Raw genomic sequence first — 14,034 nt, forward strand, 5'->3', positions numbered from 1 at the left:
TTATTAAGTTTCCGCTTTTTGAAAATGTTGTTTTAATTTGATTCGGATTGGAAGAATGTGAACTTCATTGCGGTTGACGGTTTTGTTGTATAAGCCTTTGGATTTCTGAAGCCGGAAGACGTTCCACATCAGTCCGCCACCGATTCCGAAAGCCAGCGCAATGCCGATGAAAAATCCGATGACCTTGCTGAGAATCACGCCCAGAATCATCGTTCCGACAAAGCTTCCGCCTGCGTAATAGATGTATTTTCCTTTCAATCCTTTGAAAACAAGAGGCTTTTTCAGCCCCTTGTATAGGAAATAGGTTCGCTCTTCCATCATCTTAGATTCCGAAGAACGCCTGGATTACCGTTGGAACGAGCAAAAGGAAGATACACGCTCCGCCCCAGCCAATCAATTCTTTGTTGACGTCTTGGTCGCCGTTGTTCCATTTGTTATAAATTCGGACACCTCCGACAATCCCGACCACAGCTCCAATCATCTGCACGAGATTGGAAACCGGTTCTACATATGCTTCAATGTCGGAAGTGGCTGTGGTAATAGCTCCGGCTCCTCCCGATTGTGCAAAAACAATATTGGATGCCAACAGCAATGCTGCCGCAAATAAACCTTTGGTAATGTTTGATTTTCTGAATGTTTTTATGATGTTCTTTTTCATTTAGAATGTTTTAAAATTTTGATTAAACGATATTTGATGGTTGTTTCCTGTTTGTGCTCGTCCGGACTTTGCACAAAAAAATTCCTGAACATTCTGCAGAATATTCAGGAACCGAAACAGCACCATCAGTGCTTTCTTATTTACGAATTGTTAATAAACTAAACTTGATTTATAAAAATTCTGACCATTGTCATTCCCAATCACGATGTGACTGTTTGCTTTCTCGAAGAAATTACGAAAAGCTTCATCCGACAGTTTTGCCGGGATGATTTCCTTCGATTTCGGAGTGGTTTCCTTTTCGCTGATGCCGATGGCTGAACCAATCTTGGAAAGAAACGATTGTTTTGTTTCTTTTTCTTCCAAAGTTTTTGTTTCCTCTGTTTGAGGATTCAAATCCTGTGTATTTGGTTTCTGGTTATCAGCATTGGAGAAGTATTCAATCTCGTTTTCTTCTTCGTAGCGGTCTTTGTGATTGTTTTGGTCATTGCCGGACAACAATAATTCCTCATCATCAAGTTGATAAGAATTGGGCGTATCAAGGTCTTCGACTTCCTCTTCACGGATGTTTTTTACCGGTTCAGATTCGTTTTCCAAAATCGCTCCGATGCTTATAAGTTCGCCTTCATTTTCATTGTGGACAACAATCGGTTTTTTTATAAACAAGTCGTAAACAATATTTCCAGCATAGTACAAAAGGTACAATATGCCGGTAATCAGTATGACTTTTCCCATTGATCTATGGTTTTAATTGTTTGATAATCGAATCAATATCCTTCGAGTTCAGAAAATAATGGACCGCAAAACTGATAAATTCACTCACGGAAATTCCGTCTGCACGCAGACTGACCAATTTCCTGTAATGCGCATTCTGAATCCGAATCATTCTTCCGGCCTTGTCGCTTTGCTTGTAAGTAGCGACAAAATCACTGATAACGGATTGTAAATCCTCATCAATTTCAGAATGTCCAGCTTCGGAATGCTGTGTCTTTTTTACGGTTTTCTTTTTTTCTGATTCCGAAATATTAGATTTCGTTTGATTATTTTTTGTATTTACATTTGTGTTCTTTTCAGTTGCGGTTAGTTTCAGATTTTTGGAAAGTTCTTCTTTGTCCTCATCCGTGACATATTGGTCTAAGATTCCCATAAGTAATAAATGAGTTCATCAAAGGTTTCCTTAACCGCCATTTTCTGCTCGTATGTCAATAATTTGGTATTGATTTGGAGCAGGCATTTCCGTGTAAATACCGGCTTACCGATAACCGTTCCGAGTTTTCCGAATTCGTCATCCATTACAGATTTCAGTTCGTAATGGTCGTCCTTTCTCATATTGCTTTTAATAAAGAATAACTGCGCATTCACTTTGATTAATTGCAACAAGTTGAGAAACAGAACGGTGGACATCATCGTCACGTTGGAATATTCAAAAGGAATCACCACCACATCGCTGTATTGCAAAACCTGTGTGTAATTGTTCTGGATATTGCCTGCGGTGTCGAATAAAAATATTTCTTCGCCGGCTTTGAGCTGGCTGAGGATTTTTTCATTTTGGGTAAGATGGATATTTTCCTCCGAAATTTTCTCGACTTCATAGAGATAATCTCCGGGAAGCTCTTTGTCTTCCGACCATTGTCTGTAAAAGGAACGCTGAAAATCAAAATCGATGACATTGACCTTTTTATCGGTAAACAGGGAAAGATAATTGGCAAACGCAATGGCAAGCGTGGTTTTTCCAACACCGCCTTTTTGATTGGCAAAAGTGATAATCATCTCTTTTTTTTCTTTTTCCTGCGGTTATTTTCGTGTTCTTCGTTTGTCGGTGATGCTGTTCCCGGAATATCAAAAACGGAAGATAATTTGAGTAATGCTTCCGGACTTGACGAAACGGGAACCTGCACACCGCTTACAACAGGATGTTTTCCGGAATTTTGGGGATGAAGGTTTTGGGACAGATAAAGATTGAGATAATAATCTCCGACCAATTCTTTTAAATTGAAAATGACATTTTCGTTTTTATTGATAACATACAATGCATTGGCAAAGCTGATAATGGCTATCTTATCGCCCGAATGTTCTGCATTTCCAAAATTCCGGATGTAATCCTTTGTTACATCTCTTGACTCTTGCCAGATTTTGTAAGACGTTTTTGAAGTGGGCTTCAAAAAAATCATACAATCGTGGACATTGCATTTGTACTCGTCTTCCAAATGCTTTTTAAATGCTTCCTTTGTTTCGGTTGTTACATTAGAATTGGTCAGAATGTCAAAGAGCTTTTTATCTATCGCTTCGGAAGTGAGCTTGAAGAGGTCTTCCATTTTCATTACTTCACTGCCTTTGTAAATCGTATTGGTATGATGGTCGATGATGGTGTAGCCGATTGGTATTTTATCATCCTTTAGTGAGAAAACAACGTCAATTCCGAATTTCTTCTTGATCTGGAATTGGAGTTCCGATTGGTAGGAGGTGTATTTTTGTTTTTCGTCCGAGACTTTGAAAGCCTGATTGGAATAAACCTCTTTGTATTTTTTGAACAGTGCAAATATCTGTTTTTTTCTGTTATCGTCAAATATTTTTTCAGAAAAATTAATTGTACCGATGTCAATATCTTTCAGAAAGACTCCGTTTTGGGTAATTTTCAGCCGGTTCTCCTTTTCATAGCAACCGTAGCCGCTGTTTTCCAACAGCTTCTGAAGCTGGCTGAGATTGCTGTAATTGTAATCTAAAAGCTTATCCAGTTTTTGGTGAACATCGGTTCCGTAAAGTTCTTTCAAGGTTTCCTGTAAAGCGGTTTGACTCTGGTATTTCTCAAAATCACGGTCGATGCGTTTTCCGGTTTCTTTATTCACCCTTGAACTGACAATGTGAACGTGATTGTTTGCAGTATCATTATGAAAAACCACTATAAAAGGCTGTTTTCCATAACCCATTTTATCCATAAACTTGTCGGCAATGTCGGACAATTGATCTTTTGAATATGTCCTTCCCTGAGCGGAAATCGTACAGTGAAATTGCGGATTCTGAATCCGTTTGTTATTGTTTGACAGGGCTTTGAAATAATTCTTGACATCCTGTGTTCCGGAAGAAGAATTGATGTAAGGAGGAAAGTTTTTCATCGACAGAAGCTCGCCTTTTCCGTTATCAATCTTCTTGTCGTTATAAGAAACTCCGTTGAATTCCTTTGACGATTTGTTGAGTATTTTGACAATCATTTGGCAAGTTCGGTGTAGATTTTTTTGATGATTCGGTTTTGCTCGGTTTTCAGACTATTAAGTTCTGAAAGTTTTTGGTTGTAATCATTGAGAAGTTCTTTGGATAGGTATTTCTCTGTATTGATGAAACGGGCAATCTGATTGATATTATTCTCAATCTTAGCGAAAATATTCCCTTGCTTTTCGATGAAAGCCATAATCTCTTTTCTGTCATTTTCAAGCATTTTCCCTTCAACCGTATTGATGATGAAATCGGATAAATAAATATTGGATTTATTACAGTGCGATTGCCATTGGTTTTTGAGTTCCTGCGAAAGACGGAGTGTGATGCGGGCGGTTTTGGTGCGGGTGGGGTATACTTTTTTCATTTGTTAATTGTTTTTCACCAGAATTTTGGTGATTGGATTTGATTAGCAAACGAGAAAGGTTTTCTCCTAAATTGGAATATCAAAAGTAAGATTTTATCACTAATAATTGTTGACAATTTTGTACCAAATTTGGTATGTATTTGGGACAAAATGTTCAATGCGATTTGACTAAAATTTGAGAATAAAATAGAAAGAGTTAATGTTAAAAATAGTGGAATAATTTGAATTTGACAAAGAAAACAGCAATATAGTTAGCCGATATTTGATGCAAAAAAACAAGTTGGTGCTTTTTTTTCACAAGTATTTCTTTGAAATAACATTTTTTTCAGGAAATAAGGATTTCCTACTTTTTTAAATTGGGTATAATTTCAATAAATAAATCTTGATTTCGACAAGAGAAAAAATTCGAGGTTTACTGCAAAGCAGGGGTTAGTCACAATAAAGGCTAAAATAAATTTCCGACAGGGTCTTTTAGATTGAAAAAATCAATATCTTTACAAAATATGCAATTTATATGAGTAAAAAAGCAATTAATAGGTTGAAAGTAGTACTTGCAGAAAAGAATTTGAGTAGTAAATGGCTATCTGAGCAGTTAGGTAAAAATGAAGCTACTGTTTCAAGATGGTGTACAAATGAAGTACAACCGCCGCTAAAGACTTTTGTAAAAATTGCAGAAAAATTGGATGTTAAATTAACCACATTGTTCAATGACTAATTACAATAATAGCACTAAAATTCCTTTTAAGGTTTCGGCAAGAACTGCTAGGCTTATTGGAAGGGAAAATATAGCTTCTTCCAAAGGAGCAATTATTGAATTGGTCAAAAATGGTTATGACGCTGACAGTAAAATTAGCATTGTATATTTTGATAATAAATTTTCAACGGTTTTAAATGAAATAACTGAAGAATATGTAAGCGAATTAAAGTCTTTAGGAATACCAGAAGTCGAAATATTTGAATTATACGAAAGGGATATTGAAACCGACAATACTTATGTAATTAAAAAAGATGTTGATGAAGAAAAAAAGAAACAGCTCAAAAACACAATAGCTAAGTTTTGTTCATTATACATTATTGATACTGGAGAAGGTATGACCCAAAAAATCATTCGTGATTATTGGATGACTATAGGAACGGACAACAAGGCAAATGATGTTTTTACTAAGTCTGGTAGGGTAAAAGCAGGTGCTAAAGGAATTGGTCGATTTGCCCTTGATAAATTAGGTGGTATTTGTGAGATGACAACAATATTTAATCCAGAAGTACACGAAAACGATGTAGATGAGAATGGTGCTGCAACTGATTACTCGGGCTATAGATGGATTGTTAATTGGGAAGATTTTGAAGGAGAGTTTAAAACAATAGACAAAGTTGATGCAGAGTTGATTGGCATAAATGCAAATTCAATAATTGAAGAAATTGAAGCACAAATACCATCCTTGGATTTATCAAAAATTAATTTTGAAGAAAGTGCTCAATTTGGGACGATTTTAAAAATATCAAATCTAAGAGATAATTGGGAAAATTTTTATGTCGACCAAGTTTTCACCGATTTAGAAGTACTTGTGCCGCCAAAAGAAGTTGGGGAGTTTGAAATATATCTTTTTAGTTCTCTGGAGCAAAATAAATATGGAGAAGTCTTAGGTTCTGTCTGTGATGATTATGATTATAAATTAGTTGCAAAGGCTGATGAAAATCAAAATATTTCAATTACAGTTTATCGTGAAGAGTATGATGTTGAGTTAATTCCAAATGGATTTTTTCAGAGAGAAGCGATGAAGAATGAGCCTTATAGAAAAGAAGATTTCCTCCAAGGATTTTGGAAAAAGGAAACATCATTTTCTCAAATATTGATGGGGTTTAAAGAACGTGACGAGGATAATACGTTTGACAATATTGGAGTTTTTGAATTTACATTTTACTTCCTAAAAAGAAGCTATTCAAGCGATGACGCAAGCCGTTTCTTTTACAAAGGATTTATGTCAAATAATCGTAAAGATTGGTTGAATAAATTTGGAGGAATTAAACTATTCAGAGATAACTTCAGGGTAAGACCATACGGAGAGGCAAAAGATGCAGCGTTTGATTGGTTAAGTTTAGGTAATAGAAAAGCGGCAAGTCCTGCGGGTGTAGCAAAACCGGAAGGCGGATATAGAGTTGAGCCGGAAAATGTGGCTGGAGCTGTAAAAATTTCAAGGTTAACCAACGTAAATTTTGAAGATAAATCAAGCAGAGAAGGTTTGCAGAATAACAAAACTTTTGATGTGTTTAAGCAACTTTTAGCAGGGATAATTAATGTTTTTGAAGACGACAGGGCATTTATTGCAAGAGAAATGGATGCGTATGATGATGAAAGATTTGGAGCAGAAAGGGATAGAAAAAAAGCTGAAGATTTGGCTAAAAAAATTGTTGCAGATTCTCGTGAGAAAAGAAGGCAAAGGGAAGATAATCCTAATAATGCTGCTACCAATGATAATACATCCGAAGAACAACAAGCAAGTGATAGAGAAAAGGAGATTTTAGCAATTGAGATAGAACGTAAAGAAGAACAAATCGAAAAACTTAAAGATGAGCAAAAAGTATTAAGAGGATTAGCAAGTAGTGGTATTGTCTTGGCTTCTTTTAGCCACGATTTAAGCAAATTGAATGATGTATTGAGTTCAAGAACGGATAAATTAAAGGAGCTTATTTCTGAAAAAATTAAAGAAGAAGATTATGAACAATCTGAAAGAAGAAAGAATCCTTTTTCTCAAATAGAACGAATAAGAACGCAGGATATAAAACTTCAAAATTGGTTAAATTTTTCATTAGGGGCTACTCGAAAGGATAAACGAAAGAGACCACAGGTTTTCCTGAAAAATTATTTTAATGAGTTCAAAGATGATTGGATAACTGTTTTAGACGAAAGAGGTATTCTTTTAGAAGTTACAGAAATAGAAGATATTGAATTAAGAGTTTTTGAGATTGACCTTGATAGTATTTTTAATAATTTATTGGTCAATTCTATTGAAGCGTTCAATTTGATGAGAGAAAATAGGCAAAGACAAATCCAAGTAAAAGTTCATTCTAACGGCAGGGAAGTAATTTTTGATTATTCTGACAATGGCACAGGATTATCCAAGGATATTGAAAAACCAGAAATTATTTTTGAACCGTTATTTACTACCCGAAGAAATCCGCATACTGCTGAAGAAGAAGGTACTGGATTGGGAATGTGGCTAGTTCAGTCAATTGTGAAAGAAAACGATGGAAATCTAAAACTATTGTTCCCAGAAAATGGGTTTGGTTTAAGAGTTTCCTTTCCTATGAAATATAAAAGACAAAAAGATGGACAAGTATAAAATACTCTTTATTGATGAGGAAAAAGACAGCTTCGATGATTTTCTAGATTACGTAGAAAAATCACCAAGGGCAGGAGAAATTGCTCCGCTAACACAGCTGCCTTTGGCAGATTTAGATTCGATGATTGAAAAAATCATTGAAACATCACCAGATGCAATCATCACAGATTTCAATTTGAATGAAAAAAGAATTGATATAGATTATAACGTTCCGTATAATGGAACAGAACTACTTGAAGCGTTTCTTTCCATTAGAGCAGATTTCCCATTTATAGTGTTAACTGCCTTCGATGATGTTGCAATTAATCAAACTGATGATGTGAATAAAATATATGTAAAAAATATTTTACACAAGTCAAATAAAGAAGAAACGACAAAGGCAAAAGCCACATTTTTAGACAGGGTAATTGCTTCAATAAATCATTATCAATCAAAATTAAAAAATGCGGAAGAAGAGTTGATTCAATTATTGGAAAAGAAAAAAGCAGGGAAAGCAAATTATGATGAAGAGCAAAGAATCATAGAATTGGATGGTTTCATTGAAAAATCAGTTGACAAGAGTTCTTCGATACCAAACGAGTATAAATTGTCTTCAAATACTGACAGATTAGGTGAATTATTAAGCAGGGTAGATAATATGATTAATAAGCTAAACAAGTAAGATAATGGCAATTGATTTTAGAACCGACACCCCACAAAGGACTTGTAAAAAGACATTTGCAAACTACCGTAGTTTCAAGCCGTATCTTAGAACGGATTTTAGGAAAAAATGTGGTTATACCGATTGTAGTGATTTTTGGTTTGGAGGTCCGAAGACTTTTCATATTGACCACTTTAAGCCGAAAAGTAAATTTCCCGAACTTGAAACATCCTATTCTAATTTGGTTTATTGCTGTTCTTATGTGAATGTACTAAAATCAGATGATGAAAATGAGTATTTAGATCCTTGCGATGTAAACTTTAATGAACATTTTGATAGGGACAATGATGGAAATATTTTTGCTATGAAAGGGTCGGCTACTGCAGTCTATATGCACAAAAGTTTGAAATTGTTCTTAAAGCGATATCAGATAATTTGGGCGTTGGATAAATTGATTGAAAAAATTGACCTACTCGGGGATGTCATCGAAAAAAATGTGAACGTTTCAAATGAAGTTAAAGATGAATACATTAATCTAAATATTGAATTTCATAAATACAGAAATTTTTTAAGTAAGGAACAATAGATTATTCAGATGAACCCAAAGGTTTTTAAATTCCTCGAATCATCTGCTCTACCTCCAAAAGAAGTGGATAAACTAATTGTGTCTGCTTTCATTGAAATTAATGGATTAAATTTAATAAACAATCAGCTTCTAAGAAACTATTCTATCTCAAAGAGAAAATCGACAAAAAGAGAAAAGTTATTACAGTTCATTGAAATTGTACAAAGTGAAATAGAAGATTTTAATATCGAAAAACTAATCGAACTCTTCGAGTTCGTAATTTCCCCTTCAGACAGGATTGTAAATGGAGCGATATATACACCTTCAGAAATTAGAGAATATATCGTAGCACAAACATTTCGCAACCAAAGAAATAATCTTAGTGAAGTTACAATTGCGGATATTGCCTGCGGTTGTTCCGGATTTTTATATAATTCAGCTAAAGAACTAAGAAGAATAACTGGAAATACTTATCAAGAAATTTTTCAAAATCAAATTTTTGGCTTAGACATTCAGGAATATTCAGTAACACGTAGTAAATTATTATTGTCATTGTTGGCTTTATCTGAAGGAGAAGATGTAGAAGTTTTTCACTTTAATATACATCAGGGAGATGCTTTGCTTTTTAATTGGCAAGAGCATTATTCAGACTTTGATGGCTTTCAAATCGTAGTCGGAAACCCGCCTTATGTTTCAGCTCGAAATCTTGATGATAACGCTAAAGAAAATGTGAAACTTTGGGAAGTTTGCACTACCGGAAATCCGGATTTGTATATTCCTTTTTTTCAAATTGGGTACGAAAACCTTGCAGAGAATGGTATTCTTGGCTTTATCACAATGAATACTTTTTTCAAAAGTTTAAACGGTAGGGCGTTAAGAAACTATTTTGAAGAACGTAATGCAGGAATAAGAATTGTAGATTTTGGTACCAATCAAATTTTTAAATCGAAAAGCACATATACTTGTATTTGTTTTCTTGAAAATTCAAAGCGAACCTATATTGAATACTATAAATCAGAACACAAAGAATTACCAACAAATAGAAATCAATACAGCAGAATCAATTACAGAAATCTTGATGCAAAAAATGGTTGGAACTTAAATGATAATGAAATTATCTCACGTATTGAAGCAGTAGGAAAGCCTTTTGGAGAAAAATATAAAACACGACACGGCATAGCTACGTTAAAAAATGACATTTACATTTTTAAGCCTGTTGAAGAAGACGAAAATTTTTATTATCTCCAAAACGGTATTGTTCACCCAATTGAAAAAGGAATTTGCAAGGACATTTTGAACTCCAATAAACTGAGCAGAGATATAAATTTCGATGAGGTAAAAGAGAAAGTTTTGTTTCCATACGACGGCGAAATTAAGCCTAAAGCTCTTGAGGAAGAGATATTGAAAGAGCAATATCCTTACGCCTATAAATATCTGAAGAAGAAAAAAGAAGATTTGGCGAAGCGGGATAAAGGTAAAGGTAAATATGAAAAATGGTTTGCTTTTGGAAGAACACAATCATTAGAAAAGGTTGCCAATAAATTGTTTTTTCCAAAGTTTTCGGATAGAATTCCCAGTTATCTAATCAGTAATGATGATGATTTGCTGTTCTACAATGGTCAAGCAATTATAGGTCATTCAGAAGAGGAAATGCTGTTGGTAAAGAAGATTTTAGAATCACGTTTATTTTGGTATTATATCAAAACAACAAGCAAACCTTATTCATCAGCATATTATTCCTTGAACGGAACTTATATCAAAAATTTTGGTATTCCGGAATTTACTGAAGATGATATTGATTTTCTAATCAATGAACCTAATCAGAATATAATTGATGCTTTCCTGGAAGATTATTATGATGTTCAATTAAATGAAGAGTTGATTACCGAACCAATTTAAAAGTGTGAAATGGATAAGCAATTAGTGAACGACTTAAAGCAAATAATTGAAGCATTCAACCAATCTTTGTCAGTGCATTTACCTGCATTGAAAAACGAAGTTGTGACTCTTATTGATTGTAAATCTAAAGATTCTACAGAAATTGAACATTGTTTAGACACGCTTTTATCACTCACAATACACGGAATTGGCGATGATTTGTTTATTCAGCTTTTAGAATATTACAAAACAGTTGATGAAGAAGGGGCGATGTTCTATTGGAATGAATACGATGATAAAGAGGAGTAAAACAATCGTTAATGAATGATATTTCTAACGAACATATAAACACCTTCCGCTCGCTCTTCCAAGGACGTGAAGACGTATTCGCTGTTCGCTGGGAAAAATCAGGAAAATCGGGCTATATGCCTTCTTATCATTATGATCCATATCACTATCGCATCCATAAATCGAATGGTGGAACTTTTGCAAACTATCCACACAAAAATTATTTACCACTTACCGATAATGAACTCCAAAAACACTTAAACGGCGTTCAGCAAATTGGAGTTTATCCATTACTACCAGATAATACTTCTTGGTTTTTAGTGGCTGATTTTGACAAACAAAATTGGAAAGAAGAAGCCGTAAATTTCTTAGATGCTTGTAAAGAAAAAAACATTCCTGCCTATTTGGAAAGGTCCCGTTCGGGAAATGGCGGACACGTTTGGGTATTTTTTGATAAGCCATATCCTGCAATCAGAAACAGGAAAATTTTCATTTCTATTTTAGAACAATCGGGAGCTTTTTCAATGTTTGACAAAAGTTCAAGTTTCGACAGACTATTTCCCAATCAGGATTTTCTTTCGGGAAAAGGTTTAGGGAATTTGATTGCTTTACCGTTTTTCAAACCTGCAATGGAGAATGGAAACAGTTGCTTTGTCAACCCTGAAACTTTTGAACCATATCCTAATCAATGGCAATTTTTGAATGAAATTAAACGAACTTCAATTGAAGAATTGGATAAATTATTTCAGGAAATTTCAACAACGCAAAATCAGCCAATTTCTAAAAACCATAATGACAAACTATCCATTACACTTCAACATAACATTCGTATTCAACGAGATGGATTGACAACACCACTCATCAATTTTCTGAAAGAAGAACTGAATTTTGCCAATTCGGAATTCTTCATCAAGCAAAAATCAGGTAAAAATACTTTCGGAACAGAACGATATTTTAAACTCGTTGAAGAAACAGAAAATGAAATCATCATTCCACGAGGATTTATCGGAAAAATCCTTCGATTTTGTAAAGAACAAAACTTAGATTTTGATTTTCAGGATAACCGAAAATCAAAAAAAGAAATTCCTTATTCGTTCAATGCTACGTTGAGAAAGCATCAGCAAAAAGTTATTGAAACAATTTCAAAAAAGGATTTTGGAGTTATCGTTGCTCCGCCCGGTTCGGGCAAAACGATAATGGGTTTAAAGATTATTGCAGAGAAAAAACAACCTGCCTTAATTGTTGTGCATCGTAAACAATTATTGGAACAATGGCAGGAAAGGGTTCAGGCTTTTCTCGGGATTCCGAAACACGAAATCGGCATTATAGGTCAGGGAAAAACAAAAATAGGCAAGCAAATTACCATAGCGACTATCCAAAGTTTACCGAAACAAATAGAGCAAATCCAGAATCAATTCGGAACTATTTTAGTGGATGAATGTCATCATATTCCTGCCGAAACTTTTCGCAATACGATTGAGAAATTAAACACATTTTATCTCTACGGATTGACAGCAACTCCGTTCAGAAAATACAATGATGACAAACTGATTTTTGCTTTTCTTGGAGAAATTATTTCAGAAATTAGTAGCAACCAAATTGAGAACTTCAAACACGCTCAAATCATTGTCAGAAATACTAATTTGGATATTCCTTTCAATTCCAAAACGGACAACTTTGAAACACTTTCAAAAATACTGGTTCACGATTCTGAACGAAACAAATTGATTCTGAACGACATCAAAAACGAACTTTCCCAAGGAAAACGAATTGCTATTATCACAGAAAGAAAAGAGCATATTGATACACTTTACCTTTTCTTGAAACAATCTTACGAAGTCGTTACTTTAAATGGAGATGATTCTGATGCCAACAGAAAATCGAAATGGCAGACTTTACAACAAGGCAATTTTCAGGTATTGATTACCACAGGGCAATATTTTGGAGAGGGTTCGGATTTGTCGAATATCAGTTCCTTGTTTTTGGTGTACCCTTTTTCTTTCAAAGGCAAGCTGATTCAGTATATCGGACGTGTGCAACGTTCGGAAATCAATCCGACAATCTATGATTATCGGGATATCAAAATTGATTATCTGAACAAACTGTTTTTAAAACGCAACACTTATTACCGTCAGATTGTAAGGCAAGCAAGTCTGTTTGACGAACCGACCGAAATTATTCCAGAAAGACAGAGTTTCATTATAGAAAAGCAAATAAAAATAGCCATAGAAGATTTGGATTTCAGGTACGGCAATGTTGGTTTTGAACACATTGATAAAGAAAGTAACCAACGATTTGATTTTGAAATCGAAAACGAAGAATTCAGACCAGAATTTGAAGTGTTGAAACCTTATTTTATCAAGGTTTTGAAATCAAAAATGGTTACGATTGATGTTTATGCCGAAATAGAAAGTGGAGTGATTTTGTCGCAATTAGCAACATCATCAGACCTTGAAAATATCAATAAAGAAATCGTTGAAAGCGTAAAATTTCAATTTTTGAACAAAAGTTTTATCAGTCAAATTCCTACATTAAAACAAAATATCCTCTCCACAAATGAGCTTGCAAAAAATCAAAATATTTATTCTGATACCGAAAATATTTTAGAAGATTTATTGAAAGGGAAACAATACAAACATTCACAGCACATTCAATTTTTAGCCGAAAAACACGAACGAAATATAATGAAACTGCGGTTTGTTTTACAGCCGTTTTCATTCGTCTTTCTGTTGGCAGGAGAACAAAACTATCACGTCATTTTAGAAACATTAGACACCGAAGAAGCAACCTATATTTGGCATACCGACAAAAGTAAATCGGTTTTGATTGACACCGTAAAACAAATTGACAAAGAATTGAACATCATCAGAGAAAAAGGGCGACAAACTTATTTGGAGACCAATCCACAAAACTTTTCAAGAATTGTTCACGATTATTCTGATGACAATAAAGGTTTTACTATTTGGAAAGGGTTGCTAGAGCAAACATTATCTTAATTTTTTATGTACTCATTAGGTTTTTGTCTTTAACAGTTGGCATTATGATTTAATAAAACCAAATAATAAAACAAAGGAAAGAGAGATCTTGTTC

The 14,034-nt window shown here is 34.3% G+C and carries 14 protein-coding genes; 7 read left to right on the top strand and 7 right to left on the bottom strand.

All coding sequences use genetic code 11. From position 1 onward, the window contains the following. Positions 1 to 3: 3 nt before the first annotated feature. From AC2A1D_RS12395 to mobC, 7 genes are all read right to left on the bottom strand, one after another. A complete protein-coding gene (locus AC2A1D_RS12395; protein ID WP_312081960.1) occupies positions 4 to 321 on the bottom strand; it encodes a DUF4133 domain-containing protein in 318 nt (105 codons plus the stop codon). Between the two features lies 1 nt (position 322). Then, positions 323 to 658 carry a DUF4134 domain-containing protein gene (locus tag AC2A1D_RS12400; RefSeq protein ID WP_124986297.1) on the bottom strand — a complete coding sequence of 112 codons (336 nt, stop codon included), beginning with the start codon at positions 656 to 658 and terminating at the stop codon, positions 323 to 325. A gap of 150 nt (positions 659 to 808) precedes the next feature. After that, the gene (locus tag AC2A1D_RS12405; protein ID WP_484043937.1) at positions 809 to 1,390 is read right to left on the bottom strand and encodes a hypothetical protein; all 582 of its coding nucleotides are present in this window, start codon (positions 1,388 to 1,390) and stop codon (positions 809 to 811) included. A gap of 4 nt (positions 1,391 to 1,394) precedes the next feature. Then, entirely contained in the window at positions 1,395 to 1,802 is a 408-nt protein-coding gene (locus AC2A1D_RS12410; RefSeq protein WP_484043938.1) for a hypothetical protein, read from the bottom strand. Further along, on the bottom strand, positions 1,790 to 2,425 hold the full coding sequence (locus AC2A1D_RS12415) for a ParA family protein (RefSeq protein WP_484043939.1): 636 nt from the start codon (positions 2,423 to 2,425) through the stop codon (positions 1,790 to 1,792). Before AC2A1D_RS12415 ends, AC2A1D_RS12410 begins: the two co-directional genes overlap by 13 nt. After that, positions 2,422 to 3,864: a relaxase/mobilization nuclease domain-containing protein gene (locus AC2A1D_RS12420; RefSeq protein WP_123280560.1), complete on the bottom strand. Its 1,443-nt coding sequence runs from the start codon at positions 3,862 to 3,864 to the stop codon at positions 2,422 to 2,424. Before AC2A1D_RS12420 ends, AC2A1D_RS12415 begins: the two co-directional genes overlap by 4 nt. Then, entirely contained in the window at positions 3,861 to 4,232 is a 372-nt protein-coding gene (mobC, locus tag AC2A1D_RS12425; protein ID WP_123280559.1) for a plasmid mobilization relaxosome protein MobC, read from the bottom strand. The genes AC2A1D_RS12420 and mobC overlap by 4 nt, the downstream gene beginning before the upstream one ends. Positions 4,233 to 4,746: 514 nt before the next feature. Between mobC and AC2A1D_RS12430 the strand changes: the two genes are divergently transcribed. The 7 genes from AC2A1D_RS12430 to AC2A1D_RS12460 all read left to right on the top strand — a co-directional run bounded on the left by AC2A1D_RS12430 (position 4,747) and on the right by AC2A1D_RS12460 (position 13,940). Further along, positions 4,747 to 4,947, top strand: coding sequence for a helix-turn-helix transcriptional regulator (locus tag AC2A1D_RS12430; protein WP_123280558.1), 201 nt, complete (start codon positions 4,747 to 4,749; stop codon positions 4,945 to 4,947). Further along, positions 4,940 to 7,573, top strand: coding sequence for an ATP-binding protein (locus AC2A1D_RS12435; RefSeq protein ID WP_123280557.1), 2,634 nt, complete (start codon positions 4,940 to 4,942; stop codon positions 7,571 to 7,573). The genes AC2A1D_RS12430 and AC2A1D_RS12435 overlap by 8 nt, the downstream gene beginning before the upstream one ends. After that, the gene (locus tag AC2A1D_RS12440; protein ID WP_123280556.1) at positions 7,560 to 8,234 is read left to right on the top strand and encodes a response regulator; all 675 of its coding nucleotides are present in this window, start codon (positions 7,560 to 7,562) and stop codon (positions 8,232 to 8,234) included. The genes AC2A1D_RS12435 and AC2A1D_RS12440 overlap by 14 nt, the downstream gene beginning before the upstream one ends. A 4-nt stretch (positions 8,235 to 8,238) precedes the next feature. After that, positions 8,239 to 8,799: an HNH endonuclease family protein gene (locus AC2A1D_RS12445; protein ID WP_123280555.1), complete on the top strand. Its 561-nt coding sequence runs from the start codon at positions 8,239 to 8,241 to the stop codon at positions 8,797 to 8,799. A 63-nt stretch (positions 8,800 to 8,862) separates the two neighbouring features. Then, positions 8,863 to 10,677, top strand: a complete 1,815-nt coding sequence (locus AC2A1D_RS12450) for an Eco57I restriction-modification methylase domain-containing protein (RefSeq protein WP_484043940.1) — start codon at positions 8,863 to 8,865, stop codon at positions 10,675 to 10,677. A 9-nt stretch (positions 10,678 to 10,686) separates the two neighbouring features. Then, on the top strand, positions 10,687 to 10,965 hold the full coding sequence (locus AC2A1D_RS12455) for a hypothetical protein (protein ID WP_123280553.1): 279 nt from the start codon (positions 10,687 to 10,689) through the stop codon (positions 10,963 to 10,965). 11 nt (positions 10,966 to 10,976) lie between these two features. After that, the gene (locus AC2A1D_RS12460) at positions 10,977 to 13,940 is read left to right on the top strand and encodes a DEAD/DEAH box helicase (protein WP_123280552.1); all 2,964 of its coding nucleotides are present in this window, start codon (positions 10,977 to 10,979) and stop codon (positions 13,938 to 13,940) included. Positions 13,941 to 14,034 lie beyond the last annotated feature (94 nt).

The sequence above is a fragment of the Chryseobacterium sp. HNCC26DJ239 genome, assembly GCF_057180445.1.